The following is a 26,232-nucleotide window of genomic DNA, read 5'->3' as shown; positions in this document are numbered from 1 at the left end:
CCCCGTCTCATTGCGCGAACCCTAGCCAAAAATAGACGGCGCACCACCCCCTATTGCGGAGGATTATCCCCGACGCCCCGGAACAGGCTCAATCCACCCGGAGATCGCGGCGGCCGTTTCCCGCGGATAAGGGCATCGACAACCTTGATCGCCGCCAACAGGTCCTTCTGGGAATAGGGTTTGGCAAGGCACCCATAAGCCAGATGCCGCGCCTCGCCGGGACAAGCCCCCGTCACGAACAGCACCGGAATATCACGCTCGCCGGCCACTGCGGCAACCTCCACTCCATTGCGGTCACCGGACAGATTTACGTCAGCAATAACCAGATCGATGGCGTCGCTTTCCATATGCGCAAAGGCCGCCTCATAGCTGTCGACCGTCCCCACCACGGTATATCCGGCATGCACCAGAAAATTCTCATTATCGAAGGCAACCAGCGGCTCATCCTCCACCACCAATATGCGATGGATTGCCTGTCGCGCACTCCCAGAGACGCCCTTCCCGAAAAACATTTGCCGTCCCGCCCCATTTCCGTCATCACGCGCGCAGCATTAGCGCGTGTGGTATAACGCCCGGCATCATCCGCAAGTTGCCTGCCGGACCCGCTACACCCTATTAATCTGCCAGCATACTGGCACTGTTTATCCAATTTGTACGCCGGTCAGCCGGTAAGAGGAAATTTAGTCTGCGCCCGCCCAAGAAACCCTTCGCAACTCCCGGCCCTGCTCGCGCCACGCGACGTCCCGTCGTGGGCGCGCGCAAGACCCCGACTGCGGCCAATCCGCACCCCGCCCGCGCGCAGGCCGCCAGCGCAGGAAGCGATGAGCCGCAACGGATCGCCAAGTTGCTTGCCCGCGCCGGCGTCGCCTCGCGCCGCGAGATCGAGCGGATGATAGAGGAAGGCCGCGTCTCCCTCAACGGCACAGTGCTGACGACCCCGGCAACGTTGCTCGCCAACCTGCAAGGCGTGACTGTCGACGGCAAGTTCATCGACGCGCCAGAACCGACCCGCCTCTTCCTCTTCCACAAACCAGCGGGCTTCCTGACGACCGAGCGCGACCCGAAGGGGCGCAAGACCATCTACGACCGGCTGCCCGCCGGTCTGCCGCGTGTCATGCCCATCGGTCGCCTCGACATGAACACCGAAGGACTGCTCCTCCTCACCACCGATGGCGAGTTCAAGCGGCAGATGGAACTGCCTTCCACCGGCGTAGAGCGCAGCTACCGCGCCCGTGCGCACGGCACGGTCAGTCAGGCACAGCTTGAAGATCTGGCGATGGGCGTCGAAATCGAAGGCGTCCGCTACGGTCGCATCGACGCCAATCTGGAACGCCGCACCGGCACGAACCAGTGGATCGAAATGACGCTGACCGAAGGCAAAAACCGCGAAGTGCGCCGCGTTCTGGAATATCTCGGCGTCGAAGTGAACCGCCTCATACGTACGCGCTATGGCGTTTTCGAACTGACCGACCTGCCCGTCGGCGAAGTGTTCGAAGTGCGCCAGCATGATCTGGCGCAGTTTCGAAAGACGCTCAAGAAATGAGGATCATTGCCGGGCAATGGCGTGGCCGTCCGCTGGTCGCGCCCAAAGGCGAAGTGACTCGCCCCACCGCCGACCGCACGCGCGAAGCCCTCTTCTCGATGCTCACAAGCCGCCTCGGCAGCTTCGAAGACATAAGCGTCGCGGATCTTTTCGCCGGATCGGGCGCGCTGGGCCTCGAAGCACTGTCGCGCGGCGCGGCAAGCTGCATCTTCGTCGAACATGACAAGCCAGCCGTAGATGCCCTGCGGGCCAATGCAGAAAAGCTGGGGCTGCGCGCGGACGTCCGCCAGACATCGGCGCTGGCCTTGGGCAGCGCGCCTGTGCCGCTCGACCTCATTCTGATGGACCCACCCTACGGCACCGGTGCCGGTGCCGTGGCCCTCGACAAATTATCGCGCCTCGGCTGGATCGGTCCCGCGACCTGGGTCAGCATCGAAACCGACAAGCGCGAAACGATTGACGTAAAGGGCTTCGAAGCGGAAACTGTCCGCGACATCGGCAAAGCCCGCATCCATCTACTTAGGATGACCGGCGCCTGACGCAAAAAGAAAAGGCCGGATCAACGATCCGACCTCTTCCTCCCTCGTGACCCATAAAAGGGTCAGCAAACTTTAGCGCTTACGCTTCATTTTCCGCGCTTCCGATGGGTTCATACAACTGTCCGTCACAGTCTTGCTGCACATCGGATAATCTGTTTTCGGCGCGGGCGCTGCTTCGGTGGGCATGGGTGCTCCGGCAGCCGGCGCTCCTGGAGGTGCCGGCGGCGTCGGTGCCATCATTCCACCATTGGGCTGTGGCGCGCTTTCCGCTCCACCTGCGTTGGGATCGGCGGGCGGCATCTGGCCGCTCTGCGGCATTTGCTGGGCGCTCATATCGTTTGGCGGAGGCGGCGGCATCGGGGCATCGGGCGCTCCGGCGGGCGGCGGCGGCGGTGCCATCTGACCGGCTTCCTGCGCTATGGCGGGGGCAGCAATGGCCAAAGCAGCGGCGCTTATAAGCATCGAGAGTTTCATGGAGATCATCCTCTGTCGTTATATTCGGTAGGCGCTCAACAGGAGTGCCGCCTGCCCGTTCCCCTTCGCGCCGTGAATCGCGACCGACCGTGCTTCGCGTGACGCGAATGGATAATGCGCCTTTATCCTTGCTCCTGTGGGCGACGTTCCCTAATTGTTCGATCATGTCTCTCCCCATTTCCGATACGCCGTCTCCGAACGATCCGCCTTATCTGCGCGGCCTCAACGCCCCCCAGCGGGAGGCGGTGCTTACCACCGAAGGCCCGCTACTCGTGCTGGCAGGCGCTGGCACAGGCAAGACGGCAGCGCTGACCGCGCGCCTCGCGCACCTCATCGCCACCCGTCGCGCTTACCCTTCGGAAATCCTCGCCGTCACCTTCACCAATAAGGCGGCTCGTGAAATGAAGGAGCGCGTCGCGCGCATGATGGGCGGCCCAGAGGGTCAGATGGAGGGTCTGCCATGGCTCGGCACTTTCCACGCCATCGGCGCGAAGATGCTGCGCCGCCATGCTGAACTGGTCGGCCTGCAAAGCAACTTCACCATCCTCGATACCGACGATCAGCTCCGGCTGATGAAGCAACTCATCCAGGCTGAAGGGATCGACGAAAAGCGCTGGCCCGCGCGGCAGTTGGGCGGCCTTATCGACCGCTGGAAGAACAAGGGGCTGACCCCGCCGGATATCGATGCCGGCGAAAGCGAAGGCTATGCCAATGGCAAGGGACAGCAACTCTATGCCGCATATCAGGCGCGCCTGCTCGCGCTTAACGCCTGCGACTTCGGCGACCTGCTGCTCCACGTCCTGACCTTGCTCAAAAAAGATCGCGAGATACTGGCGCAGTATCAGCAACGCTTCCGCTACATCATGGTGGACGAATATCAGGACACCAACTCCAGCCAGTATCTCTGGCTTCGCCTGCTGGCGCAGGAGCGCAAGAATATCTGCTGCGTGGGCGATGACGACCAGAGCATCTATAGCTGGCGCGGCGCGCAAGTGGAAAACATCCTGAAGTTCGAAAAGGATTTCCCCGGCGCGAAAATCGTCAAGCTGGAACAGAATTACCGCTCCACCCCGCACATCCTCGCCGCCGCATCGGGCGTGATCGCGGAAAATGGCGGACGGCTCGGCAAGACGCTCTGGACCGACGAAGCCGAAGGCGAAAAGGTTCAGGTGCTCGGCATCTGGGACGGCCCGGAAGAGGCCCGCCGCGTCGGCGACGAAATCGAAAATCATCAGCGCGCAGGCGGCACGCTGGACGATGTCGCCATCCTCGTCCGCGCCCAGCATCAGACGCGCGAATTCGAAGACCGCTTCATTCAGATCGGGATGCCGTACAAGATCGTGGGCGGCTTCCGCTTCTACGAACGCGCCGAAATCCGCGATGCGCTCGCATACCTCCGCCTCGTCAACCAGCCCGCCGACGATCTCGCCTTCGAACGCATCGTCAATGTCCCCAAGCGCGGCCTTGGCGACAAGGCGGTCGAGAAACTTCACCGCCTCGCCCGTGCCGAAGGCGCACCGCTCACCATCGCCGCCGCCCGCATCCTCGACACCGACGAACTGACCCCACAGGCCCGCCGCGCGCTCGGCAATTTCGTCGGCGATCTCGCCCGCTGGCGCGACAAGGCGACCCAGCTCCCTCACCCCGAACTTGCGCGCCAGATCCTCGACGAAAGCGGCTACACCGCTGCGCTACAGGCCGAACGCTCGACCGAAGCTGCCGGACGCCTCGAAAACCTCACTGAACTCGTCCGTGCGATGGAAGAATATGAAACGCTCGGCGCGTTCCTCGAACATGTCAGCCTCGTCATGGACAATGAGGCCCAGGCGGACAGTCAGAAGGTCACCATCATGACCATCCACGCCGCCAAGGGGCTGGAATATGACACAGTCTTCCTCGTCGGCTGGGAAGAAGGCATTTTCCCCTCGCAACGCGCGCTCGACGAAGGCGGCCTCGCATCGCTGGAGGAAGAACGCCGCCTTGCCTACGTCGCAATCACCCGCGCGCGCCGCAAATGCGTCATCCTCCACGCAGCCAACCGCCGCATCTACGGCCAGTGGACCAGCTCCATTCCCAGCCGCTTCGTCGGCGAATTGCCAAAGGCGCACATAGCCGAGGAAAGCAGCATGACCGGCGGCGCGTCCCTATGGCGCGCCAACTGGTCGGAACGCGACGATCCCTTCTCGGACGTCGTGCGCGGCACCGGGCGCGGCCCCGGCTGGCAACGCGCATCGACTGGCGGCCAGTTCACCCGCGAACCCACTCGGCTGGTGGAAGCACGCACCTCCGCCGTTTCCATCGGCAACAAGGGCCGCAGCGATATGGAAGTCGGCCTGCGCGTGTTCCACCAGAAATTCGGCTATGGCACCGTCGCAGAAATTGAAGGCAACAAGCTGGAAATCGATTTCGAAACCGCCGGCCGCAAGCGCGTGATGGACAGTTTCGTCAGCCTAAGCTGATCCCGTTCAGTCCAGCTCGTCGAACAGGGAGATGTTCTTCGTGCCCGCCATGCGCGCAGCGTTGATCCGGGTCTGCTCGGTATAGCCCAGCGCCTTGCGCTCTTCGGGGCTTTTGGTGTCGTAATTCTGCTCCAGCGTCTTGCCATAGCTGGCCAGCGTGGCCACCGACATGCCGCTCGACAAAGCCGTGGTCAGCACGTCCCGCTCCCGCCCCTTCAGTGCCGCGCGCGCCGCTGCCTGTTCTTCCTGCGAAAACTGATGCCCTTCGTTAAGAACAATGGACGCAAGGCCACGACCGGAAATCTTCGCAAAGTCGGGCGATGTGCTGCCTGCCTTATACTGACTGTTCAATATGGCCCGCATCTCTTTGGCCAGCACGCCAAAATTCTTGGCCTGATCGGCCTTGTTCGCCTGCGCCAGCGTGGCGGCGGGCGATATCTGCACATCGCCTGTCGATGGCCTGGATTTGGCGTCCGCTTTTTCCTGGGCAGCTTGTGCGAGAACAAGGCGCGCTTGCGCCGCAGAAATAACGCTGTTGCCCGTGGCGGACGATGATCCGCTGGTAAACGTAGAGAGGATCGAAATCAGCGACATAAGCACCTTCGCAATTACACAGCGCCAAAGGTAAACAGACAGCGTTAACGATCTCTTACGATTGCCGCCTTTTCCGCCCGCAACTTTTCCTTACCTCCGCCGCCGCGCCTCGCTAGAACGCGGACGATGGAAAGCACGCCAAACGCCACGCTACTCGCCAGCGGCCTGACTGCCTTGCGCAGCGGCGATTTCGTCACAGCCAGACGGCATTTTGAAGCCATGTCCCCGCCGTCATGGCTACCGCTTGCGCAAGCCTGCAACCGTATGGGCGATAGCGCAGGCGAGGAAGCCGCGCTGAAAGGGCAACTGGCCGCTGACGCGCGGAACCTCCCGGCCCTGCTCGCAATGGCCGTCTTGAAGGAACGCACGCAGGACCATCGCGCCGCGACATCCTTCTACCGCACGGCCATCGCGCAGGCGTCGGTGATGGAGGTGCCGGCCGCCCTCCACCCGCTGCTCGACCGCGGGCAGGCCTTCCTGATGGAAGCCAACGCCGCCTTTGAAAGCCACCTGCGCAACAGCTTGTCGGCAGCGGGCCTTGCCCAGAAAAGCGCCAGAATTGCGCAGTCGATCGATCTTCTGACCGGCAAGACCACCCTCTACCAACAGCAACCCAGCATGTTCTACTTCCCCGGCCTGCCCCAGCGCCAGTTCTACGAGCGCGGAGAGTTCGACTGGCTTGCCGAAGTCGAAGCGGCAACGACCGATATGCAGGCGGAACTGCGCGATGTTCTTGCCGATGGACAGGATTTCCGACCCTATGTCGAAACCGCGCCGGATCGCCCGGCACCCAACAACCCTCTGCGGGACGATCCGGCATGGGGCGCGCATTATTTCTGGAAGAATGGCACGCACGTAACTGAAAATACAGCCCGCGCTCCGGCTACGATGACGGCGCTGGCCTCCGCGCCGTTGCCGCACATTACGGGGCGCTCGCCCATGGCCTTATGGTCGCTGCTTAAACCCGGCACGCATATCGCACCCCATTACGGGATGCTGAACACGCGGCTCATTTGCCACATCCCGCTGATCGTTCCGCCCGATTGCGCACTGCGCGTCGGGAACGAAACGCGCTCGTGGGAACCGGGCAAGGCCTTGATCTTCGATGACAGCATAGAACATGAAGCCTGGAACCGCAGCGCCGATACCCGCGTCATCCTGCTTTTCGAAATATGGCGCCCTGAAATCACCGAAGAAGAACGCGCGGCGCTGGTACATTTGTTCGAAGCCATAGACGCCTATGGCCCCCAGGATGCAGAATCAGGCGGACCGTTATAACGCGCCGCTACGGACAGAGCGGCGCATTGCTCCGATCCCGAGCGGCCCGGGCGCTGCTCACACCGCTGGCCAATCTGGGCAGATCGACGCCTTCGATAGTGCCTTTCCCGGCGCACATATCGGCGCACTTCATGTCCATCACGCCCGGCATGACCACACGGTCGCCGTCATATTGCGCCACCGCTATGCAGCGCGCGCCTTGCGAGAAATTGAGGATCAGCTTGTCATTTGTGCGCCGGGCAGTCCCGCTCCCGGCGCAATATTCGTTCGCCCCAAGCTGCACTTCCAATCCAAAGCGATACGCATTGGCCTTGCCCGGAACGATGCAGAGCAAATCCTTGCCCATGTCGCTGCGGCGCTGAAACAATCCGACCGGTGGTATCTTCGTCGCGTCGGCCACCACGCCGGTTTCTATGCCCGCGCGTTCCAACCCCGCAATGGCCGGGTTGTCCCCGGCGGGCAGGTCCTTCGACTGACAGCCGCATAGCAACATCGCGACGATCAGTACCGCTCCCCTAATCATCGACCCTTTCCAGGCCCGCAGCGGTTACCCGACGATAAAAGCAACTGACTTCCCCCGTATGGCATGCCGGACCCGCGGGGCGCGCGATTATCCATATGGCATCCTGATCGCAATCGATGCGAATATCCTCGACCGACAGGATATGCCCGGACGTCTCGCCCTTCTTCCAAAGCCGGTTGCGGCTGCGCGACCAGAAATGCGCGACGCCCGTATCGATGGTCAAACCTAGTGCTTCGGCATTCATATGCGCGAGCATCAGGACCTTGCCATCGGCGGCGTCGGTCACCACCGCCGTTATCAGGCCATCGGGTCCATATTTCGGATCGAGGATCAGGCCGGTTTCCCGCACCTTCGAAGGATTGCTGTTCATGCGACGCATATAGAATGGGCCGCGATATTTGCGAAAGAAGATTATTGCAGCGTCACGACACCGTCACTGGCCTTACGCTGCAACTGCACACCGTCGCAGTCGGTCGCACCGCATGTGCAGGCCTCAATCGCATAGCGTACGCCGCACAGGATCAGAGTGTCGGCATCGAAGGAATAGTTCGCTATTCCAGCACGTTCTATCTTTTCCTGAACTCTGGTCTTCAGCGACATGCCACGTCGTCCCTGCGAGTCGAGCCTTCGGCACGACACCGATAATTTTTATGCTGCACCGCACAAAGTCAACACGCATGAATTGATCCAGTTCCATCGCAATGTTCAATTTTGGGTCGAGATCGGTCAGCGAATGCGACACTGTCTTGCAGCAGCCGATATCCGCACCATATCCGCGATATGAGCGACAATCAGAACAGCATGCCGACATGGCATGGCACGACCATCTTATCCGTGCGCAAAAACGGCCACGTCATCGTCGTCGGCGATGGGCAGGTCAGCATGGGGCAAACCGTCATGAAGCCGAACGCCCGCAAGGTCCGCCGCTTGCATGACGGCTCCGTCATAGGCGGCTTTGCAGGCGCAACTGCGGACGCCTTCACCCTCTTCGAACGGCTGGAATCGAAGCTTGAGCGCCATAACGGCCAGTTGATGCGCGCTGCCGTCGAACTCGCCAAGGATTGGCGCACCGACAAATATCTGCGCAATCTCGAAGCCATGATGATCGTGGCGGACAAGGACGTAACGTTGATCCTGACCGGTAATGGCGACGTGCTGGAACCGGTCGGTGGCGTGGCAGCCATCGGATCGGGTGGCAACTTCGCCCTGGCCGCTGCCCGCGCCCTTGTGGACTATGAAGCCGATGCCGAAACATTGGGCCGCAAGGCCATGGCTATCGCCGCCGATTTGTGCGTCTACACCAACGATCAGTTGACCTTGGAAACGTTGGTCAGCGCCACCTAAATCTCCCTCCTCAAGAGAGCGCGAGACCAGATATGCTCGTGCGCCCTTCCCCCTTCCGTCACAGGACGGCAGAAAGACAGACATGAACGACGCCCTTACCCCTAAAGCCATTGTCGCTGCGCTCGACGCGCACATCATCGGACAGACCGACGCCAAGCGCGCGGTTGCCGTTGCCCTGCGCAACCGTTGGCGCCGCCAAAAGCTCGACGCTGCCCTTCGCGACGAAGTAACGCCGAAGAATATCCTGATGATCGGCCCCACAGGCTGCGGCAAGACCGAAATCAGCCGTCGTCTTGCCAAGCTGGCCGACGCGCCGTTCGTGAAGGTGGAAGCCACCAAGTTCACCGAAGTCGGCTATGTCGGGCGCGACGTCGAACAAATCGCGCGCGACCTTGTCGAAGAAGCCGTCCGTCTGGAGCGGGATCGCCGCCGCGAGTCCGTTCGCGAAGCCGCATCCGAAGCCGCAATGGGCCGTCTGCTCGATGCACTCACGGGCAAGGAAGCCAGCGAAGCCACGCGCCTGTCGTACCGCTCGCGGATCGAAGCCAATCAGATGAACGAGGCCGAGGTCGAAGTCGAAGTCTCTGACGCGCCCTCCATGCCGATGGAAATTCCGGGCATGGGCGGTCAGGTCGGCATGATCAACCTTTCCGACATGATGAGCAAAGCCTTTGGCCAACAACAGAAAAAGCGCCGCAAGATGCGCGTGCCCGAAGCATGGGACAAGCTGGTCGAGGAAGAACAGGACAAGCGTCTGGATCAGGACGACGTCGCGCGTGTGGCCCTCAGCAATGCCGAGCAGAACGGCATCGTCTTCCTCGATGAGATCGACAAGATCGCGGTCAGCGACGTGCGCGGCGGTTCGGTCAGCCGCGAAGGCGTCCAGCGCGATCTGCTCCCGCTGATCGAAGGCACCACCGTCGCGACCAAATACGGTCCGCTCAAGACCGACCACATCCTCTTCATCGCCTCAGGCGCCTTTCACGTCGCCAAGCCGAGCGACTTGCTACCAGAACTACAGGGCCGCTTGCCGATCCGTGTCGAACTGAAAGCACTGACCGAAGACGACTTCGTTGCGATCCTGTCCGACACCAAGGCGTCGCTTGCCGAGCAGTATAAAGCCCTGCTGGCGACCGAAGGCCTGACCATCGACCTGACCCCCGAAGGCATCCGCGCCGTGGCGAAAATCGCCGCCGAAGTGAATGAGCAGATCGAGAACATCGGCGCACGCCGTCTTCAGACCGTGATGGAAAAACTGCTGGAAGAAGTCAGCTTCGATGCGGAAGATCGCGTCGGACAAACCTTGGTGGTCGACGCCGACTATGTCGCCAAGCAACTCAACTCCATCGCCCGCGACACCGACTTGAGCAAGTATATTCTATAACAATATCAATATATTATAGAATGGTAGTTTCAAAATCCACTTTTCACGTGTCGACTTATTTTTCGGTAAAGGCACCTCGCCGACCGTTGAAACGCATTTTTACGTGTCGACTTATTTGGGCGCACGACGCGTAAATCCCGCTTTTACGTGTCGGGTTATTGACGTCCAGCGGGGTTCTGCAGGCGGATCGACCGGAGCAAATCCGGTCGATCCGCCACAGCTTATTTGCCCGCCTGCACCCCTTCGGGAAGTGCGACCGCCGACCAGCTCTTCTCCGCGACCAGGTACTTCTTGGCCAACGCCTGCAAATCGGCGGAGGTCACCGTCAGCAAGTCCCTGCCCATGTTATTCACCACATCGACATAGCGCGGATCCCGCGCCGCCCCGGCGGTCTGCTGCATCCAGAAAGCGTTGCCGGTACTGGCCCGCGACAACAATTGCCGCATAGGCGCCACCGCCCGCTGCAGTTCATCGTCGCTGACTGGCTTAGCCGCCAGATCGGCTGCCGTATCCTTGATCAGTTGGAAGAAGTAGCCGACCTTCTCCGGCTTCACCTGACTATTCACCAGGATATAGCCGCCGCTTTCCGACGAAAATGGCCAGTTGTTCTGGACATTCGGCGAGTAGGCCGCGCCATCGGTCGACCGCAGCTTCTCGAACAATCGATCGTTGAAAATCTGCGTCAGTATCACAAGCTGGCGCGCTTCCTTCGACCCTGCAAAGCCGCCCGCCGTGGGCCACGCCATCACAGCAGCAGCCTGATCCTTGTCGCCGCGGTGACGCAACACGACCGGGGTAGCGACATGCGCCGGAAAGCGCATCTGCAGATTGGCGGCAGGAACTGGCTTATTCGGTCGTGCAGGCAAAGCCCCGAAAGTAGCCGCAACCTGCGCAATCGCATCGTCCGCTTTCACCTGTCCGAAAATCTGGACCTCGATAGGCCCGGAAGCCAGAATAGGCTCCCAGGTGGCTCGAAATGCCTGCGGCGTCAGAGCCGCAATCTCCGCCCGATCCGGCGTCCGGTAACGCACGTCCTTTGCGTGGATCAGCCAGTTGAGATCGCGGCTCAACACCGCATCCGCCGAAGTGGACAGCGTATCGTACGCGGCCGTCATGCCGGCCTTCACCCGGGCAATCGGCGCGGGATCCCATCCGGGATACGCCAGCTTGGTGGCAAACAGCTTCAATTGGTCGGCATAATCCGCCGGACGAGTTACCGCTGCCATGGCGAAGGCGTCATCGTCGACGGAAAAGTCGAAACCCAGTCGACGCCCGTTGGTGAGCTCATCCAGATCGCGCTGACCCAGCTTGCCGATCCCCCCGGCAACCAGCGCATAGCTTGCCGCCCAACTGGGAACTGGCTTGGTGGGAGAAAAAGCCTGCTGCCCATGCCCGAAGCGGACGTTGATCCGGACCTTCTCCGTCTCGGCATTATTGGCAAACAATGTCAGCTTCACACCGTTGGCGAAAGTGACGGTCTCGATCCCCAATACGCCCAGCGGCGTGCGCGAAACCACCGCGCCCGGTGCGCCTAGCTTGGGGAGGTCCGCCATCGTTACGGCCTTGTCCGCCAACCGAACACCGGTCGCCGCTGTCACCGGCGTCTTGAGCGCTGCGGTAAGTTTCGCCTGTGCATCGGGTTGTACCGTTGGCAGCATCAGCAAGGCGCGAGTAACATCGGCAGTAAACAACCGGCGGGTCGACTGAAGCAACTTGTCAGGCGTCATCGCTGCCTTGCCACCACGGAATATGTCGAGCGCAGCCTGCGGGCTGACCGTTGTCTCGCGAATATCGACGGCGTTCACCAAGTCCCACGCCTGCTTCGATCCGCCCTCCGTATCGGAATTTTCGACCTGTATCGCCAACGCCGTGTCGAACTGCGCATATTCGCGCGCAATCTCTGCGGGCGTGGGCGGTGTTGTCTTGGCATCTTCTATGACGGCGCGCACATCCATCAACGCTTTGGCCCAATCCGCGCCGACCGGCATGATGCTGATGAAAGTGCCGTCCACAGAGCGAGAAACGTCTTGTTGCTCCACATTGGCCTGCAGGAAACTGCCGCCGCTGCGCGCCGCTTGCTCCAGCCGGCGATTGATGATCTGTAGCGCCAGCGCGTCTGTCAGCTTGTCCTGATTGTAGATGATCGTATCCGCCCGAGGCCGCCAAGGCCGCAAAAACGCGTAGCTCAACCCGGTCGGCACGCCTGCCTCGACAATCACCCCCGCCGCCGGCTTTGCTGGATTGGGATCACCGAAGTCCGGAACGCTTTCCGCGGCACCGGCGGCTTTCCAGGGCGTGAAATATTTCGCGATCAGTGCTTCGGCGGTTGCGGGGTCAATGTCACCAGCAATAGAAATCACAGCATTTTCGGGTCGATACCAACGCTGATGGAAAGCCTCCATCCGCGCAGCGGTCGCAGCATTCAGAGTAGCATTCGTCCCAATAGGTGAGCGCGTTTCCATCCGCTGACCGGCGAACAGAAATGCGCGGGTCGCGTCGCTGACACGGCTCCCCGGTCCCTCGCCTTCCCGCTTCTCCGCCAGAACGACGGACCGCTCGGCGCTTACCGCGCTATCCACGATGTTCGGATCGGTCATCATGCCCGAGAGGATCTTCATGCTCTCGTCCAAACCCTGCGGCGTGGCCTGCGGCAGATCGAGAGCATAGGTCGTTCCGGTCGGCGTGGTCTGTGCGTTACTATCGCTGCCGAAAGTCACCCCCAGACGCTGCCAGATCCGCTTTGACTCACCATCCGGCACATATTTCGACCCACGAAACGTCAGATGCTCCATGAAATGCGCGAAGCCCAACTCGTCGGGCTTCTCCATCAGCGATCCCGCATCGATCCGCAGACGAATAGCAACCTGACCCGGCGGCACACCATTGCGCCGGACAGCGTAGCGAACGCCATTGGGTAGCGCACCGAAATGCCATTCTGGATCGATCGGCACATCGCTGTTTTCATAGAGCCAGGGGCGCTTTTGTGCGACATCGGTGCTGGGCAGCGCCGCGGTGGATACAGCCTCCTTCGCCTGAACCGATATGGGACTGGCCGTCAGCAGGAATGCGATAACGGAAAGCGAAGTGGCTGCGCGCCGGAAGGAAATTGTCATATGGCGACAGCCTAGCGCCATTTTTATGAATGGCCACTGACAAAGCGGCAGCACGGTTCGCGCATGACATAAAAACGCCCGCCCTTGGACAACCAAGAGCGGGCGTTTTTATAAAATATAAGAGGAATTACCGTCCAGCGACCCGCTGAACCGCACCCTTATGTGCGCCTACGCCATTGCGGTTGCGCGGACGGAAGGGACGCTTCGCTGGTGCCGCGCCGTCGCCTGCCGCTCCATCGCGACCGCGATGTGCGCGATCGGGATTGCCACGACCGGGACCGCCGCGACCATTGCCGCCTTCGCTGCCCTTTTTGGGCGGCGCCGCCTTCGGCAGGTTGCGAACCGCTTCTGCAAAGTTTTCCGGAAGCACCTGCAACTCACAACGTACGCGGGTCACCTTTTCGATGGCCTTGAGATACTGCCGCTCGTCATCCGCCACGAAGCTGATGGCAATGCCTTCCGCTCCGGCACGCGCCGTACGGCCGATGCGGTGCACATATTGTTCTGCCACGTTCGGCAGTTCAAAGTTGATGACATGGCTGACACCGGAAACGTCAATGCCGCGCGCGGCGATGTCGGTTGCGACCAGCAACTTCACTTGCCCCGCACGAAACGCCTGCAAAGCGGCGGTACGCTGCCCCTGGCTCTTGTTACCATGAATAGCGGCAGCGGGGATGCCCGCACCTTCCAGAAAACGCACCACCCGGTCCGCGCCATGCTTGGTGCGCGTAAAGATGAGCGCACGCTCGATTGGCTCGTTCTTGACGGTGAGGGTCAGCAGCGCCTGCTTTTCGGCCTGATTCACATATGTCGCATATTGCTTCACACGTTCGGCAGTCGTTGACTGCGGCGCGACAGAGACATGCACCGGATCGACAAGGAACTGGCTGCCCAGATCGGCAATGGTTTTCGGCATAGTGGCAGAGAAGAACAGGCTCTGGCGCTGCTTAGGGAGCATCTTGTCGATGCGCTTAAGCGGCTGAATAAAGCCCAGATCCATCATCTGATCGGCTTCATCGAGAACGAAGATTTCTACATGCCCAAGGCTCAGTGCACGCTGTTCGATGAGGTCCAGCAAACGGCCTGGCGTCGCCACAAGAATATCGACACCGCCGCGAAGCTGATTGATCTGCTTGTTGATGGGGACGCCCCCGAAGACGGTCGTGACGGATAGCTTCATGAAGCGTGCATAGTCGCGAAAGCTGTCCGCAATCTGCGCGGCCAGTTCGCGCGTCGGCGACAGGACGAGCATGCGACAGCCCTTTTGGGGCGTCAGCTTCGGATTGTTATGAAAGTAATCCAGGCTGGGAAGCGCAAACGCTGCGGTCTTGCCGGTTCCTGTCTGGGCGATACCGCACAAATCGCGGCCTTCCATCAAAGCAGGAATAGCCTGCGCTTGGATCGGCGTCGGCACTTCATAATTCTTCGCAGCAAGCGCTTGCAGGATCGGCTCAGCAAGGCCGAGTTCTTTAAATGTAGTCAAAGTTAAATACTCACAATGGAGCGTTGCGCCGAAACGATCGCAAGACGCAATCGCGGCACAAGGCGGGTTACGAAACGACCCGCGTGAAAAGGGAAGCCTCAAGCAAAGCGCAGGTCATTGGCCGGTCCAGTCATCCACGCGGCTCTGCCAGGCGGATATAAGGACGATCACGCTACCAATCGCTACGGGGCCGAAATGGCCCGGATGCTGCGCTGCGGAGGTCTTTAGGTGTGATCGATTAAAAAAGCAACAATTTTAAGTCTTGAGAAGCCACCCACTTTCCCGACTGTCAGGAAAGTGGGTGGCAGATCGCCTTATAGTGTAACCTCGGCGTGCTTCCCCTTCATCTCGGAACGGATGTCGCCGCCGATCAGCATTTTGAAAACGCCTTTGAGGGACATGTCGGCCAACCATATTTCGGCGTCCCCCAGATCAAAACGTAGCATCAATAAATTGGGGTCCTCCCGCCCGCCCTCATACCAGGCGGCCACTTCGTTGGACCAATGCGCGTCCACTACGGCCTGATCGGTCTCCTCAACCAAAGTGCCCGAAATGCACGCAAACAGATGATGATCCTTGCCAGCAAACTGGGCCATTGCTGCGCCACCGGCTGCCAGCCTGTTGTCTCGCGAGGTGTAGAACCAGAATGCATGATTAGCATCCTTGTCCAGTTGCGCAGTCATAGGGATGCTATGCCCCGAAGCATTGTCCAGCCCCACCATTAGAAAGGGACTGTCGGAAAGCTCCTTCCAAAACCGATCCTTGATATCATGCTCCTGGGTCATTCCAACGCTCCTTTGGTGAAGTTCATTGGGGTAAAGCGCCCAAGGCCAAAGCGGGTTCCTTGTGAGGCACCAAACAAAAGCTTGCTTGATCTGCGTCAGCTAACACCCCAAATGACACATATGTTGATCGAGACCGAAACTACCCCGAACCCCGCCACTCTCAAATTCCTGCCAGGCCAGGCAGTAATGGCGTCAGGCACACGCGATTTCGCTACTGAAGAGGAAGCGGCTGCGTCACCTCTTGCAGAGACGCTCTTTTCACTGGGCGACGTAACCGGCGTATTTTTTGGCTATGATTTCGTCTCGGTAACGTTGAGCGCCGGCGTCGATTGGTCGGACGTCAAACCAGACGTAATCGCCATTCTCCTTGATCACTTCTCCGGCAATATGCCGCTATTCCACTCTGGAAGCGCGTCGGGGATATTCGTTCCTGACGACGAGGCATTCGAAGATGATCCAGCCGATGCCGAAATCGTTGCCCAGATCAGAGAATTGATCGAAACGCGCGTCCGCCCCGCTGTCGCAAACGACGGCGGTGACATCGTGTACCGTGGCTTCGACAAGGGCAAGGTCTTTTTGAAGATGCAGGGCGCTTGCGCTGGCTGCCCGTCCTCTTCTGCGACTTTGAAACAAGGTATAGAGTCCTTGCTAAAGCACTATGTGCCTGAGGTAACCGAAGTTCGCGCCGTTTAGACATCCTTTCGAAATAAATCTCATTGCTATCTGGAGTTTACGACATGGCTGACGCTCTGCCGCAGAATGCCCTTGATCAGATTTTCGTAAAGGCACGGTCCTACAACGGCTACCTCGACAAGCCTGTTGCGGAAGCAGACCTGCATGCGATTTGGGATCTTATGAAATGGGGACCCACTTCAGCAAACCAGTTGCCCGCGCGGCTGATATGGTGCGTATCCCAGGAATCGAAGGATAAGCTTGCAGCACTGTCATCGGGAACGAATGCCGAGAAGATAAGCAAGGCGCCGGTGACGGCTATCATCGGTATGGACGAAAATTTTCACGAATTTTTGCCAGAGCTTTTCCCGCCAGCAGACGCGAAGTCCTGGTTCGACGGAAACGAAGAACTGCGGAAGACCAGCGCCTTCCGCAATAGCACACTGCAAGGGGCATACTTCATTGTTGCCGCGCGTGCGCTTGGGCTCGATACCGGACCGATGTCGGGGTTTGACAATGCTGCCGTCGATGCGGCCTTCTTCGCGGATACGCCCAGTGTGAAGTCCAACTTTATCTCGACCCTTGGCTATGGCGATCCCGCCACGATTTTCGAACGTCTGCCACGTCCCGAATTTGGAAAATTCAACCGTATAGACTAGCGCCTGCGGGAGTAGTCTTTCGGGGTTGGGAATGCGCACTTTAGTTATCGATACGGCAACGCTGGCGTTGTCACTGGCATTGTTCGACGATGCCGCGTGCGTCGCCGAAGCGAGTACGCGCGTGGGGCGCGGCCACGCGGAGCGCCTGCTGCCGGCTATTGCCGCCTTACCCAACGGAGGGCTGGCCGACGCAATAGCTGTGGATGTCGGGCCAGGCAGCTTCACCGGCGTCCGCATTGGCGTCGCCGCAGCGCGCGCTTTGGCATTTGCTTGGGGCGTACCGCTCAACGGATACAGTTCGCTGTCATTGATAGCAGCGACAGTGAAGCAGCAGTTTTCGCCAGAAGGCGCTTTCCCCGTCGTCATTACGGGCGGTCATGGCGAGCTATTCTGGCAAATGTTTGCCCCCGATACGGCGTGTGCCACAACGCCATTGCGATCTACGGCGATTTCCGCATTGGCAGTCACGCTGACTAACGCAGTCGTCTATGGCAGTGGCGCAACGGCGCTGGTCGATGCCCGCGGCTTTGGCGATGCAATCGATGTGGAAATCGACACGGCCCAATACGCATTTATGAATTCGATAGACCGGACCCTGCCCGCGACTCCTCTCTACGGTCGTGGCGCAGATGCCATGCCAATGGCCGGGATGGCGGCGTCAGCATGATCCACGGGCTTGTTCTACAACGGCACGAAAAGGCCGATCGGAATGCGCAGGCCGCCGCGATGACCATCATGACGCGCGCGTTCAATCCTGTTTTTGGTGAAGCGTGGACCGCATCTCAACTCGCTGGGATGGTGGCACTACCGGGCACTTGGCTGACATTGGCGCGACTTGACGCTGCAACGCTTGGATTTGCGCTGGTACGCGCGATACTCGATGAGTCCGAATTGCTTCTGTTGGCCGTAGACCCGGGGTGGAGCGGCCGTTCCATTGGGACTGCATTGCTTCGGGACTGCCTGACCGCTGCACGATTTCGCGGCATACTCACCATGCATTTGGAAGTGCGATCAACCAATGACGCAATTCATCTCTACAAAAATATTGGCTTTAACCATATAAATACTCGTCCTAATTACTATCATGGCAGTGACGGTCAGGTTCGTGACGCTTTGACTTTCCGTATTGATCTTTAGCGCCCTATTACTATTGGCTTGAAATCTACTGAGTTCGCCCATAGTGGGTCAACAACCCTCCTAAAAATAAGTAACGGACGGGTCGCCTCAATAACCGATGTCAGGAGTGTCATAATGGACGAACAAAATGCCCAGTCAGAAATGCTCATAACGCTAACCTCCGACATCGTTGCTGCGCATGTATCCAACAATAGCGTAGCTGTTTCCGACCTGCCCGTTCTCATCAAGAATGTATATGGTGCACTTTCCAGCCTTTCGGATGCTCCTGTCGTACCTGAAGTCAAGTTGGAACCGGCTGTTTCTGTTCGATCTTCTATCAAACCGGACTACATTGTATGTTTGGAGGATGGAAAGAAGCTCAAAATGCTTAAGCGTCACCTTATGACCCATTATCAGATGACGCCGGACGATTACCGGACAAAGTGGAGCCTTCCAGCCGACTATCCAATGGTGGCCCCCAACTATGCTGAGCAACGCCGCACATTGGCGAAAAAGATTGGCCTGGGGACTAAAAGGCGCCGCCGCGTCGCTGCCAAGTGATCTGAAGATAGCGTCGGTCGTGGAAGGGATGCGTTTGATAGCAAACAGCGCAGCCCTTTCGCATCTGCGATAAATTAGATAAGCTGCAAGTCACTTTACCCGTAATGACTCGCAGAATAGGGCGCTCATGAACCGCAAGATCGACGTTGAAGCCTTATGTGCCGAAAAGGGCTTGCGCATTACCGAGCAGCGGCGGGTTATCGCTCAGGTACTATCGGACGCTGAAGATCATCCTGACGTGGAACGGCTCCACGCGCGTGCAGCGGCTATCGATCCGGGCATCTCCATTGCGACGGTTTACCGCACCGTGCGCCTGTTCGAAGAAGCGGGCATATTGGAGCGGCATGATTTCGGCGATGGTCGAGCACGGTATGAAGCCGCCCCGGAATCTCATCACGATCATCTGATCGACGTCGAAACCGGCATGGTGATCGAGTTTGTAGACCCAGAGCTGGAACAGCTACAAAAAATGATAGCCGCCAAGCTGGGTTTTCGCCTGGTCGACCACCGCATGGAACTTTACGGCGTAGCTCTAGACCCTAAAAGCTGATTTGAAGCGCTTTCCACTGGCAGACCGCATTAGACGAGCGCAGCGGCTCGCCGCGCTCCTGACAGTGTTGTTATTGTGTGTGTTGCCGCATGTGCTTTGGCGAATATTGCCATGGCGATCGCCATGGCCTCGCATATTTCTCGGTCTTGCGGCACGCGCCGTTGGCGCTCGCGTCGAAATCAGAGGAAAGCCTTTGAAACGCGATGTGTTCTTTGTGGCAAATCATCTGAGCTGGATAGATATTCTGGCCATGGGAGGAGCGACAGGAACGGCCTTCGTTTCAAAGGATGATGTGAAAGGCCTGCCGCTGGTCGGATGGCTTGCAGCACAAAACAACACGCTGTTTATCGCGCGTCACAGCCGCAATCGGGTAAGCGATCAGGTCGATGCACTAAGGCGCGCGTTGGAACAGCATCAGCCAATGACATTGTTCCCGGAAGGAACCACAGGGCATGGCGCAACTCTACTGCCGTTCAAGCCTGCTCTGTTATCCGTTATGCTTCCCCCGCCCCGCGATCTTAACGTGCAGCCTGTTTACATCGACTACGGAACGGCTGCTTCCGAGATTGCTTGGCACGAACCCAGTCTGGCAACGAACGCGCGTCGCGTTCTAACGCGCCCTGGAAATCTCTTGGTCACACTGCACTTTCTGCCTCCCTTCGATCCTAAAGACTTTCCTGATCGGAAAATGCTGGCGGCGGAATGCAGAAAAAGAATTTCAGCCTGCCTACCGCCTATCGCCACACATCCGAGCGCGGTATAGCCGATCTAATGAATCGCCCCCTTCTGCCCAACAAGCATCTTCCAGCGGCCCGCCGAGCGGGTGCGCCGACAACTTTCCAGGTCAAGTCCTTCGGCTGCCAGATGAACGTCTATGACGGCGAACGCATGGCGGAAATGCTAACTGCGCAAGGTATGAATGCCGCGGAGGAAAACGCGCAAGCCGATCTTGTCGTGCTCAACACCTGCCATATTCGGGAAAAGGCCGTTGACCGGGTTTATTCCGACATCGGCCGGATGCGCTATGAGGATGGAACCCGACCGATGATTGCGGTGGCCGGTTGCGTGGCACAGGCCGAGGGCGGAGAAATTTCGCGTCGCGCTCCTACGGTGGACATCGTGGTCGGTCCGCAAGCCTACCACCATTTACCGGAATTAATCGGCAAAGCTGTGCGTGGCGAAGCGGCACTCGATACGGATATGCCGGCGGCATCGAAATTCGGCGCACTTCCGGCGCGACCCAGGCAAGCACGGCCAACCGCTTTCCTTACGATTCAGGAAGGCTGCGACAAATTCTGCACCTATTGCGTCGTTCCTTACACGCGCGGTGCGGAAATCAGTCGCCCTTGTTCCGCAATTCTCGACGAAGCCAAAGCGCTGATCGACGGGGGAGTTAGCGAAGTCACTCTTCTCGGGCAGAATGTGAATGCCTGGACCGGAGAAGACGAGCGCGGGCGGCACATGGGTTTTGACGATCTTATCCGTGCCTTGGCCGACTTACCTGATTTATCGCGTATCCGTTACATGACCAGCCATCCCAACGACATGACCGATGGGTTGATTAGGGCGCACGCGGAAGTACCCAAGTTAATGCCCTTTTTGCACCTTCCAGTACAGGCCGGAAGCGATCGCATATTGAAGGCGATGAACCGCAACCACACGGTTGAGAGCTACCTGACGATCATTGACAAAATGCGGGCAGTCCGCCCGGATATTGCATTGTCTGGCGATTTTATCGTGGGGTTTCCGGGCGAAAGCGAAAGCGATTTCGAAGCGACCATGACCCTGCTGGATCAAGTACGCTATTTCATGGCCTACAGCTTCAAATACAGTCCTCGTCCGGGCACACCTGCCGCAGACATGAGTGACCAGATTTCGCCTGACGTAATGGACGAGCGTCTTCAACGACTCCAAGCGCGCATCAATGCGCATCAGGTTGAGTTCAACTCCGCGACTGTGGGCAAGCGTGTGCCTATTCTGTTGGAACGGGTTGGGCGATACCCCGGTCAATTGATCGGCAAGACGCCGTGGCTGCAATCCGTTCATGTGACTGCCCCCCATGCTGCGCTGGGCGATGTAATAGACGTCGATATTGTCAGCGCCGGACCTAATAGTCTGGCGGGCGAGATTGCAGGGAGGAAAGCTGCTTGAGCGAAATCACCAGGAGGGAACGATAATGGCGAAGAAGCATCATCCCAAGGCCGAACCTGGCGAACGCGTCCGGCTCGAAGTCACATTCGAAAAGCCTTACCTCCTCGGAACGCTCTTTGGTCAGTTCGACCAAAACCTCGTCGCTATCGAGAACAGGCTGGGCGTATATATCGCCGCACGCGGCAACCATCTGCAGATCGAAGGCGAGGCCGAAGCCGCCGCGCGTGCCCGTGACGTGTTGACCGGCCTCTACAATCGCATTGTCGAGGGACAGCCCATCGATTCCGGCGCCGTGGAGGCAGTGATTGCCATGTCATCGGAGCCTACTCTCGACGGCATCATTCGCCGCGATGTTGCCGAACCGCCCAAAGTGATGATCCGGACGCGCAAGAAGACAATCGTCCCCCGCTCGCCGACGCAAATTACCTATATGGAAGCGCTGGCGCGCAACGATGTCATCTTTGCCCTTGGGCCAGCAGGAACCGGCAAAACCTATCTTGCAGTAGCGCAGGCCGTAAGTCAGCTCATCTCAGGAAGCGTCGATCGCCTCATCCTGTCGCGTCCGGCCGTCGAAGCGGGTGAGCGCTTGGGTTTCCTTCCCGGCGATATGAAGGAAAAGGTCGATCCTTATCTTCGGCCGCTTTACGATGCGCTCTACGACACCTTACCTGCCGAACAGGTCGAGCGCCGCATTGCGTCCGGCGAAATTGAAATTGCGCCGCTTGCTTTCATGCGTGGCCGCACGCTCGCCAATGCCTTTATCATCCTCGATGAAGCCCAGAATACTACCATTGCGCAGATGAAGATGTTCCTCACCCGCTTCGGCGAGAATAGCCGGATGGTCATCTGCGGCGACCCCAAACAGGTTGACTTGCCGCAGCCTGGTGCCTCCGGCTTGGCAGACGCTGTCGGAAAGCTGGAGGGTATCGAAGGCATCGCGGTCGTGCCGTTCGGCATATCCGACGTCGTGCGTCATCCTGTCGTTGGTCGGATTGTTCAGGCTTACGAGGGTCCGGATGCTTGACGTTGCGCTTATCAACGAAGGCAATGAATGGCCGACGGGAGTAGACTGGGAAAGCCTGGCGGAACGCGCTGTCGTTTCAGCCATACGACACAGCCTTTATGCCGATTACGAAACGCAACCCGTGTCCTACGAAGTTGCCGTAAAGCTGACCGGCAATACGGAAGTCCAAACGCTCAACCGCGACTATCGGCAGAAAGACAAGCCGACGAATGTGCTGTCATTTCCCATGGTGCAAACCGACCTGCTCGAAACGATGGCCAACACAGACGATGGCGAAGTCCTTCTGGGCGATATCGTGCTAGCCGCTGGCGTCTGCACCTCTGAGGCTCAGGATAAAGGCATCTCCGTAGCCGATCACGCCACGCATCTGATAGTACACGGCATGTTTCACCTTTTGGGCTACGACCACATGGACGAATTAGATGCCGAGGCGATGGAAGCATTGGAAATACGCGCCCTTGCTTCTATGGGACTTGCTGACCCATATTCGAGCTGAACAACAGGCTCAACAACATAAGGAAGAGAACTTCTCATGGCTGACGACAGCCCGGCGCCTTCGAAAGACGCGGACAGTAGCAGCAATGCATCCTCGGGCGAAGGCGGCTTATGGCAAGGCCTGAAGGCTCTCATCTTCGGCGAAGACAGCGATCATAGTCTGCGCAAGGAGATCGAAGAAGCCATAGACGAATATGACGAGGACAATGAGGAAGACGGCTCTTCCCGAACCAAGGGCGATTTGTCGGCCATAGAACGGCAAATGCTTCGAAATCTCCTGCATTTCAGCGAGCATACCGTTGACGATATCGCGCTACCGCGGGCCGATATCATCGCCATCGAAGAAAAAGCGAGTTTCGACGACCTGGCAGCGTTGTTTGCCGACGCGGGCCATAGCCGCATCCCCGTTTATCGCGATACGCTCGACACTATCATCGGCATGATCCACATTCGCGATGCCTTTGCCATTCTGGCTGGAAAAGCCCCTCCCCCCGCAACGCTTGAGCCACTGATCCGCCAGCCTCTCTATGTCCCGGAGAGCATGGGCGTGCTCGATCTTCTTGCGGAAATGCGGGCGAAGCGCACCCATCTCGCCATTGTCCTGGATGAATATTCAGGCACCGAGGGGCTTCTGACCTTCGAAGACCTTGTCGAGGAAATCGTGGGCGAAGTCGAAGACGAGCATGACGACGAGCCGGAAGCGCTCCTCATTCCGTTGGAAGGTGGACTTTGGGATGCTGACGCGCGCGCGGAACTTGAGGATGTCGCGGAAGAAATCGATAAGAAGCTGGCCGATATCGAAGAAGATGTGGACACATTAGGAGGCCTGGCTTTCGTGATCGCTGGACGGGTTCCGGAAATCGGTGAAATTCTGCTGCATGAAGAAAGCGGCTGGCGTTTGGAAGTTACGGCAAGCGACAGTCGAAGGGTCAGTCGATTGCGCCTCCATCCGCCGCAGCATGACAATGGTCATGAAACGGACTAGCGGCTGGTCTTGCGCGGCTAGCGCAGCCGTTTACTGTCTTATCTAAGATTTTGAGGGGAAACGATTCGATGGATGCCGTCAACTGGAGCGCAAACGCTCAATTGCATGAGCGCGACGATGCTGGCTCCGACATGTTCGTCGAATTCAAAACCTTGAAGAGTGGGACCCTGTCAGAGCTCATTTCTTATGTGATGGCCTTGCCTTCCGATCAAAAGGCCCGGCTGATTATCGATGCGTTCGGCGTGGGGTCACTGAACATAAACGATATCACCAATTTGTCGGCGAGAGCGGATTTCCCTACAAATTAGCTAAGGGTGAAGCCAATCGCCCGCTGGCGCCATGCTTCGGCCAATTGCGGCATGGCCGCTAACGTTCGTACAGCTTCCGGATCGCGTTTGTAGCCGCCGGCTATCAGCAGGTTGAAAACGCGCTCGACGCTCCATTCGGGAAGCGGACGCTCTATCAAAGCCATTTCAGACCCCGCCTCCGCATCGCCCTCTTTGATTACGCGGAAATAAACTCCGGATCGCCCGGTTTTCACGACTGTCGCCATAACATCGCGCCTGCCAAACCGATGATCGAGCTTGGAGCATGGCTGCCGTCCATGGCTCACCTCGACCACAGCACTGCCGAATGTAAAACGATCGCCTATGCAGATTTCCGTTTCCACCAAACCGCGCGACGCGATATTTTCCCCGAATGCACCCGGTTTCTTCAATAAGAAATGGTCGGAAAGTTGCTTATTCCAAAAAGGGTAATGATCTTGGGGATACAGGTGGATGGCTTTGTCCCAACCGCCATGATGGACGGGGTCTGCAACGGCATCCCCTTCCAGTCCGAGCCAACCGATCCGTACGGGGCCTGGAACTTCCTTTTTCTCGATTGCGCTATATTCCTGATCGCGAAATAGCGCAGGCTGGCCTGTCAACAAGGCAGTGATGGTCATCTTTGGCATTCCACGTTTTCGCAGAATCTATCTAATATTTCCAGCGTTCATACAGACTGCAACTCTGAACCAAGTTTCAGCACTTGACCGCCAGCATCGGTAGAGATGAGATAAGCAGGATTACTTTGGCTGCCGTTGCGGGAGACTTTTGCGCTCTCGATGGTTCGTTCGACATGCCTCTCAAACCTGTCGGTGACTTTGCCATGTCCAACGCCAGTGCCCCAGTTCCAACGAACGCGCTGGCCCTTGCGAAAAAGCGTGGTCTGGCCCGGATCACTCATAACCGAATATCTCTCTTTCGAAGATATAAAGCGGAAGAGGCGCAGCCGGTTCCCTTGGCCTTTGCGCCGGTGTGGTTTAAGGGCGGGGAAATGGATACTACGGCCCTTCGTATCGCGCTGTTCAGCGGTAACTATAACTATGTACGAGACGGAGCTAATCAGGCCCTGAACAGGCTGGTCGGCTATTTGATACGGCAGGGCGCTCATGTGCGTATTTATGCGCCTACGGTAAAAGAGCCTGCTTTCCCTGCGACGGGCGATTTAGTCAGCGCGCCTTCCCTACCTATACCAGGGCGCGGCGAATACCGGGTACCGTTGGGTCTTTCGCCTAAACTGCGAAAAGACCTTAAGCGATTTGCGCCGAACATAGTCCATGTTGCCAGTCCCGATCCGATGGGACATCGTGCCATAAGCTGGGCACGCGCACGCAATTTACCTGCCGTAGCCTCCGTCCACACTAGGTTTGAAACCTACCCCCGTTATTATGGCCTCGCTTTTCTCGAGCCCATTATTGAAGCGGGGCTGCGCCGCTTCTATCGCCGGTGCGACGCGATCATGGCACCTTCCGATTCCATGGCACAACTGCTGCGCAACCAGCGCATGAACTATGATGTTGGCATTTGGACGCGCGGTATCGATCAAGAGATATTCAACCCTGGACGGCGCGATCTGGAATGGCGCCGCAGTCTTGGGATAGCCGACGACACCCCCGTCATCGGATTCACCGGGCGTTTGGTCATGGAAAAGGGCCTGGACGTATTTTCCGATGCGATATCGCAACTTCAGACGCGTGGCGTCCGGCATCACGTTCTGGTGCTGGGCGACGGTCCCGCAAGGGGATGGTTCGAAAACAGGTTGCCCGATGCGACCTTCGTCGGATTCCAAAGTGGTACAAATCTCGGGCGTGGTGTTGCCAGCATGGATATGCTCTTCAATCCGTCCGTGACCGAAACCTTCGGTAATGTGACGCTTGAAGCTATGGCCTGTGCACTTCCGACGGTTGCCGCCCGCGCGACAGGCAGCGATTCTCTGGTCAGTGATGGAATTACCGGGCGTTTGATCCGCCCCGGAGCCATCAACAAGTTTGCCGATGCGCTACAACAATATTGCATCGACCCTGAAAGCCGCCGTCGTGCTGGCGAGGCCGGTCGGTTGGAAGCCGAACGCTATGGTTGGGATCAAGTCAATCAGCAGTTGGTCGATACATATATTCGCGTAATCGGCCAGCGCACCCGGGGCGCGATGGCGCTTGCCAGCCCCGTTCCGTGATCTG

General features: G+C 58.6%; 30 protein-coding genes. 19 read left to right on the top strand and 11 right to left on the bottom strand.

All coding sequences use genetic code 11. The features are described from left to right. Positions 1-50: 50 nt before the first annotated feature. A complete protein-coding gene (locus LQ220_RS06475; protein WP_230187481.1) occupies positions 51-512 on the bottom strand; it encodes a response regulator in 462 nt (153 codons plus the stop codon). Between the two features lie 236 nt (positions 513-748). On the opposite strand from LQ220_RS06475, the gene LQ220_RS06470 reads away from it, so the two are divergent. Together LQ220_RS06470 and rsmD are read left to right on the top strand one after the other, a co-directional pair. Next, positions 749-1,543, top strand: a complete 795-nt coding sequence (locus LQ220_RS06470; protein ID WP_230187480.1) for a pseudouridine synthase — start codon at positions 749-751, stop codon at positions 1,541-1,543. Further along, complete coding sequence (rsmD, locus tag LQ220_RS06465; RefSeq protein ID WP_230187479.1) at positions 1,540-2,082, top strand: 16S rRNA (guanine(966)-N(2))-methyltransferase RsmD; 543 nt, start codon at positions 1,540-1,542, stop codon at positions 2,080-2,082. The genes LQ220_RS06470 and rsmD overlap by 4 nt, the downstream gene beginning before the upstream one ends. A gap of 72 nt (positions 2,083-2,154) precedes the next feature. Here the strand turns inward: rsmD and LQ220_RS06460 are convergent, their stop codons facing one another. Then, entirely contained in the window at positions 2,155-2,556 is a 402-nt protein-coding gene (locus LQ220_RS06460) for a Fe-S oxidoreductase (protein WP_230187478.1), read from the bottom strand. Positions 2,557-2,720: 164 nt separating this feature from the next. Here LQ220_RS06460 and LQ220_RS06455 point away from each other — a divergent pair, with 164 nt between their 5' ends. Next, complete coding sequence (locus tag LQ220_RS06455; RefSeq protein WP_230187477.1) at positions 2,721-5,015, top strand: UvrD-helicase domain-containing protein; 2,295 nt, start codon at positions 2,721-2,723, stop codon at positions 5,013-5,015. Between the two features lie 6 nt (positions 5,016-5,021). On the opposite strand, the gene LQ220_RS06450 is transcribed toward LQ220_RS06455, so the two are convergent. Further along, positions 5,022-5,609, bottom strand: coding sequence for a hypothetical protein (locus tag LQ220_RS06450; RefSeq protein ID WP_230187476.1), 588 nt, complete (start codon positions 5,607-5,609; stop codon positions 5,022-5,024). A 126-nt stretch (positions 5,610-5,735) separates the two neighbouring features. On the opposite strand from LQ220_RS06450, the gene LQ220_RS06445 reads away from it, so the two are divergent. Continuing rightward, the gene (locus LQ220_RS06445) at positions 5,736-6,887 is read left to right on the top strand and encodes an aspartyl/asparaginyl beta-hydroxylase domain-containing protein (RefSeq protein ID WP_230187475.1); all 1,152 of its coding nucleotides are present in this window, start codon (positions 5,736-5,738) and stop codon (positions 6,885-6,887) included. A 7-nt stretch (positions 6,888-6,894) separates the two neighbouring features. Here the strand turns inward: LQ220_RS06445 and LQ220_RS06440 are convergent, their stop codons facing one another. From LQ220_RS06440 to LQ220_RS06430, 3 genes are read right to left on the bottom strand one after another with little or no spacing between them, the layout of a single operon-like run. Then, positions 6,895-7,410, bottom strand: a complete 516-nt coding sequence (locus tag LQ220_RS06440; RefSeq protein WP_230187474.1) for a hypothetical protein — start codon at positions 7,408-7,410, stop codon at positions 6,895-6,897. Further along, positions 7,403-7,780, bottom strand: a complete 378-nt coding sequence (gene hisI, locus LQ220_RS06435) for a phosphoribosyl-AMP cyclohydrolase (RefSeq protein WP_230187473.1) — start codon at positions 7,778-7,780, stop codon at positions 7,403-7,405. Before hisI ends, LQ220_RS06440 begins: the two co-directional genes overlap by 8 nt. Before the next feature lie 41 nt (positions 7,781-7,821). Further along, on the bottom strand, positions 7,822-8,010 hold the full coding sequence (locus LQ220_RS06430; RefSeq protein ID WP_230187472.1) for a hypothetical protein: 189 nt from the start codon (positions 8,008-8,010) through the stop codon (positions 7,822-7,824). Between the two features lie 180 nt (positions 8,011-8,190). Here LQ220_RS06430 and hslV point away from each other — a divergent pair, with 180 nt between their 5' ends. Together hslV and hslU are read left to right on the top strand one after the other, a co-directional pair. Continuing rightward, on the top strand, positions 8,191-8,754 hold the full coding sequence (hslV, locus tag LQ220_RS06425) for an ATP-dependent protease subunit HslV (RefSeq protein ID WP_290369019.1): 564 nt from the start codon (positions 8,191-8,193) through the stop codon (positions 8,752-8,754). Between the two features lie 82 nt (positions 8,755-8,836). Beyond that, on the top strand, positions 8,837-10,138 hold the full coding sequence (gene hslU, locus LQ220_RS06420; protein WP_230187471.1) for an ATP-dependent protease ATPase subunit HslU: 1,302 nt from the start codon (positions 8,837-8,839) through the stop codon (positions 10,136-10,138). A gap of 221 nt (positions 10,139-10,359) precedes the next feature. Here hslU and LQ220_RS06415 read toward each other — a convergent pair whose 3' ends face one another. The 3 genes from LQ220_RS06415 to LQ220_RS06405 all read right to left on the bottom strand — a co-directional run bounded on the left by LQ220_RS06415 (position 10,360) and on the right by LQ220_RS06405 (position 15,519). After that, positions 10,360-13,251 carry a M16 family metallopeptidase gene (locus LQ220_RS06415; RefSeq protein ID WP_230187470.1) on the bottom strand — a complete coding sequence of 964 codons (2,892 nt, stop codon included), beginning with the start codon at positions 13,249-13,251 and terminating at the stop codon, positions 10,360-10,362. Between the two features lie 127 nt (positions 13,252-13,378). Beyond that, positions 13,379-14,734 (bottom strand): DEAD/DEAH box helicase, encoded by a 1,356-nt coding sequence (locus LQ220_RS06410; RefSeq protein ID WP_230187469.1) that lies wholly within the window; start codon positions 14,732-14,734, stop codon positions 13,379-13,381. 314 nt (positions 14,735-15,048) lie between these two features. Next, complete coding sequence (locus LQ220_RS06405) at positions 15,049-15,519, bottom strand: pyridoxamine 5'-phosphate oxidase family protein (protein ID WP_230187468.1); 471 nt, start codon at positions 15,517-15,519, stop codon at positions 15,049-15,051. 120 nt (positions 15,520-15,639) lie between these two features. Here LQ220_RS06405 and LQ220_RS06400 point away from each other — a divergent pair, with 120 nt between their 5' ends. From LQ220_RS06400 to LQ220_RS06345, 12 genes are all read left to right on the top strand, one after another. Continuing rightward, complete coding sequence (locus LQ220_RS06400) at positions 15,640-16,212, top strand: NifU family protein (RefSeq protein WP_230187530.1); 573 nt, start codon at positions 15,640-15,642, stop codon at positions 16,210-16,212. Between the two features lie 44 nt (positions 16,213-16,256). After that, positions 16,257-16,850, top strand: coding sequence for a malonic semialdehyde reductase (locus LQ220_RS06395; protein ID WP_230187467.1), 594 nt, complete (start codon positions 16,257-16,259; stop codon positions 16,848-16,850). 31 nt (positions 16,851-16,881) lie between these two features. Beyond that, the gene (gene tsaB / locus LQ220_RS06390) at positions 16,882-17,517 is read left to right on the top strand and encodes a tRNA (adenosine(37)-N6)-threonylcarbamoyltransferase complex dimerization subunit type 1 TsaB (RefSeq protein ID WP_230187466.1); all 636 of its coding nucleotides are present in this window, start codon (positions 16,882-16,884) and stop codon (positions 17,515-17,517) included. Further along, on the top strand, positions 17,514-17,987 hold the full coding sequence (locus LQ220_RS06385; protein ID WP_230187465.1) for a GNAT family N-acetyltransferase: 474 nt from the start codon (positions 17,514-17,516) through the stop codon (positions 17,985-17,987). The genes tsaB and LQ220_RS06385 overlap by 4 nt, the downstream gene beginning before the upstream one ends. Before the next feature lie 114 nt (positions 17,988-18,101). Continuing rightward, positions 18,102-18,527 carry a MucR family transcriptional regulator gene (locus tag LQ220_RS06380; RefSeq protein WP_230187464.1) on the top strand — a complete coding sequence of 142 codons (426 nt, stop codon included), beginning with the start codon at positions 18,102-18,104 and terminating at the stop codon, positions 18,525-18,527. A 127-nt stretch (positions 18,528-18,654) separates the two neighbouring features. After that, complete coding sequence (locus tag LQ220_RS06375) at positions 18,655-19,077, top strand: Fur family transcriptional regulator (protein WP_230187463.1); 423 nt, start codon at positions 18,655-18,657, stop codon at positions 19,075-19,077. Positions 19,078-19,270: 193 nt separating this feature from the next. Beyond that, positions 19,271-19,840, top strand: coding sequence for a lysophospholipid acyltransferase family protein (locus LQ220_RS06370; RefSeq protein WP_354957186.1), 570 nt, complete (start codon positions 19,271-19,273; stop codon positions 19,838-19,840). A gap of 8 nt (positions 19,841-19,848) precedes the next feature. Next, positions 19,849-21,228 carry a tRNA (N6-isopentenyl adenosine(37)-C2)-methylthiotransferase MiaB gene (miaB, locus tag LQ220_RS06365; RefSeq protein WP_290369022.1) on the top strand — a complete coding sequence of 460 codons (1,380 nt, stop codon included), beginning with the start codon at positions 19,849-19,851 and terminating at the stop codon, positions 21,226-21,228. A 25-nt stretch (positions 21,229-21,253) separates the two neighbouring features. Then, positions 21,254-22,252 (top strand): PhoH family protein, encoded by a 999-nt coding sequence (locus LQ220_RS06360; RefSeq protein ID WP_230187462.1) that lies wholly within the window; start codon positions 21,254-21,256, stop codon positions 22,250-22,252. Further along, positions 22,245-22,748: an rRNA maturation RNase YbeY gene (gene ybeY, locus LQ220_RS06355; protein ID WP_230187461.1), complete on the top strand. Its 504-nt coding sequence runs from the start codon at positions 22,245-22,247 to the stop codon at positions 22,746-22,748. The genes LQ220_RS06360 and ybeY overlap by 8 nt, the downstream gene beginning before the upstream one ends. 36 nt (positions 22,749-22,784) lie before the next feature. After that, the gene (locus LQ220_RS06350) at positions 22,785-23,732 is read left to right on the top strand and encodes a hemolysin family protein (protein ID WP_230187460.1); all 948 of its coding nucleotides are present in this window, start codon (positions 22,785-22,787) and stop codon (positions 23,730-23,732) included. Positions 23,733-23,800: 68 nt separating this feature from the next. After that, positions 23,801-24,040 carry a hypothetical protein gene (locus LQ220_RS06345; RefSeq protein WP_230187459.1) on the top strand — a complete coding sequence of 80 codons (240 nt, stop codon included), beginning with the start codon at positions 23,801-23,803 and terminating at the stop codon, positions 24,038-24,040. Here LQ220_RS06345 and LQ220_RS06340 read toward each other — a convergent pair. Both LQ220_RS06340 and LQ220_RS06335 read right to left on the bottom strand, forming a co-directional pair. Further along, positions 24,037-24,687, bottom strand: coding sequence for an MOSC domain-containing protein (locus LQ220_RS06340; protein WP_230187458.1), 651 nt, complete (start codon positions 24,685-24,687; stop codon positions 24,037-24,039). The two genes, LQ220_RS06345 and LQ220_RS06340, sit on opposite strands and share 4 nt — an antisense overlap. Before the next feature lie 38 nt (positions 24,688-24,725). After that, positions 24,726-24,959, bottom strand: a complete 234-nt coding sequence (locus tag LQ220_RS06335; RefSeq protein WP_230187457.1) for a DUF2945 domain-containing protein — start codon at positions 24,957-24,959, stop codon at positions 24,726-24,728. A 90-nt stretch (positions 24,960-25,049) separates the two neighbouring features. On the opposite strand from LQ220_RS06335, the gene LQ220_RS06330 reads away from it, so the two are divergent. Next, complete coding sequence (locus LQ220_RS06330; RefSeq protein ID WP_230187456.1) at positions 25,050-26,228, top strand: glycosyltransferase family 1 protein; 1,179 nt, start codon at positions 25,050-25,052, stop codon at positions 26,226-26,228. The last annotated feature ends 4 nt before the right edge of the window (positions 26,229-26,232 follow it).

Source organism: Sphingobium sp. CECT 9361 (assembly GCF_918741285.1).
GTDB lineage: Bacteria > Pseudomonadota > Alphaproteobacteria > Sphingomonadales > Sphingomonadaceae > Sphingobium.
The sequence above is the reverse complement of the archived record's forward strand: the minus strand, read 5'-3'. Positions and strand labels throughout refer to the sequence as shown.

Excerpts from the sequence above, each read along its gene's own strand:
- LQ220_RS06345 (WP_230187459.1), top strand. The coding sequence starts at position 23,801 with ATGGATGCCGTCAACTGGAGCGCAAACGCTCAATTGCATGAGCGCGAC.
- LQ220_RS06330 (WP_230187456.1), top strand. The coding sequence starts at position 25,050 with ATGGATACTACGGCCCTTCGTATCGCGCTGTTCAGCGGTAACTATAAC.
- LQ220_RS06415 (WP_230187470.1), bottom strand. The coding sequence starts at position 13,251 with ATGACAATTTCCTTCCGGCGCGCAGCCACTTCGCTTTCCGTTATCGCA.
- ybeY (WP_230187461.1), top strand. The coding sequence starts at position 22,245 with ATGCTTGACGTTGCGCTTATCAACGAAGGCAATGAATGGCCGACGGGA.
- LQ220_RS06400 (WP_230187530.1), top strand. The coding sequence starts at position 15,640 with ATGTTGATCGAGACCGAAACTACCCCGAACCCCGCCACTCTCAAATTC.
- hslV (WP_290369019.1), top strand. The coding sequence starts at position 8,191 with ATGAGCGACAATCAGAACAGCATGCCGACATGGCATGGCACGACCATC.
- tsaB (WP_230187466.1), top strand. The coding sequence starts at position 16,882 with ATGCGCACTTTAGTTATCGATACGGCAACGCTGGCGTTGTCACTGGCA.
- LQ220_RS06445 (WP_230187475.1), top strand. The coding sequence starts at position 5,736 with ATGGAAAGCACGCCAAACGCCACGCTACTCGCCAGCGGCCTGACTGCC.
- LQ220_RS06380 (WP_230187464.1), top strand. The coding sequence starts at position 18,102 with ATGGACGAACAAAATGCCCAGTCAGAAATGCTCATAACGCTAACCTCC.
- LQ220_RS06335 (WP_230187457.1), bottom strand. The coding sequence starts at position 24,959 with ATGAGTGATCCGGGCCAGACCACGCTTTTTCGCAAGGGCCAGCGCGTT.
- LQ220_RS06405 (WP_230187468.1), bottom strand. The coding sequence starts at position 15,519 with ATGACCCAGGAGCATGATATCAAGGATCGGTTTTGGAAGGAGCTTTCC.
- LQ220_RS06375 (WP_230187463.1), top strand. The coding sequence starts at position 18,655 with ATGAACCGCAAGATCGACGTTGAAGCCTTATGTGCCGAAAAGGGCTTG.
- LQ220_RS06475 (WP_230187481.1), bottom strand. The coding sequence starts at position 512 with ATGTTTTTCGGGAAGGGCGTCTCTGGGAGTGCGCGACAGGCAATCCAT.
- hslU (WP_230187471.1), top strand. The coding sequence starts at position 8,837 with ATGAACGACGCCCTTACCCCTAAAGCCATTGTCGCTGCGCTCGACGCG.
- LQ220_RS06360 (WP_230187462.1), top strand. The coding sequence starts at position 21,254 with ATGGCGAAGAAGCATCATCCCAAGGCCGAACCTGGCGAACGCGTCCGG.
- LQ220_RS06440 (WP_230187474.1), bottom strand. The coding sequence starts at position 7,410 with ATGATTAGGGGAGCGGTACTGATCGTCGCGATGTTGCTATGCGGCTGT.
- LQ220_RS06430 (WP_230187472.1), bottom strand. The coding sequence starts at position 8,010 with ATGTCGCTGAAGACCAGAGTTCAGGAAAAGATAGAACGTGCTGGAATA.
- LQ220_RS06455 (WP_230187477.1), top strand. The coding sequence starts at position 2,721 with ATGTCTCTCCCCATTTCCGATACGCCGTCTCCGAACGATCCGCCTTAT.
- hisI (WP_230187473.1), bottom strand. The coding sequence starts at position 7,780 with ATGAACAGCAATCCTTCGAAGGTGCGGGAAACCGGCCTGATCCTCGAT.
- LQ220_RS06340 (WP_230187458.1), bottom strand. The coding sequence starts at position 24,687 with ATGCCAAAGATGACCATCACTGCCTTGTTGACAGGCCAGCCTGCGCTA.
- rsmD (WP_230187479.1), top strand. The coding sequence starts at position 1,540 with ATGAGGATCATTGCCGGGCAATGGCGTGGCCGTCCGCTGGTCGCGCCC.
- LQ220_RS06395 (WP_230187467.1), top strand. The coding sequence starts at position 16,257 with ATGGCTGACGCTCTGCCGCAGAATGCCCTTGATCAGATTTTCGTAAAG.
- LQ220_RS06385 (WP_230187465.1), top strand. The coding sequence starts at position 17,514 with ATGATCCACGGGCTTGTTCTACAACGGCACGAAAAGGCCGATCGGAAT.
- miaB (WP_290369022.1), top strand. The coding sequence starts at position 19,849 with ATGAATCGCCCCCTTCTGCCCAACAAGCATCTTCCAGCGGCCCGCCGA.
- LQ220_RS06350 (WP_230187460.1), top strand. The coding sequence starts at position 22,785 with ATGGCTGACGACAGCCCGGCGCCTTCGAAAGACGCGGACAGTAGCAGC.
- LQ220_RS06460 (WP_230187478.1), bottom strand. The coding sequence starts at position 2,556 with ATGAAACTCTCGATGCTTATAAGCGCCGCTGCTTTGGCCATTGCTGCC.
- LQ220_RS06450 (WP_230187476.1), bottom strand. The coding sequence starts at position 5,609 with ATGTCGCTGATTTCGATCCTCTCTACGTTTACCAGCGGATCATCGTCC.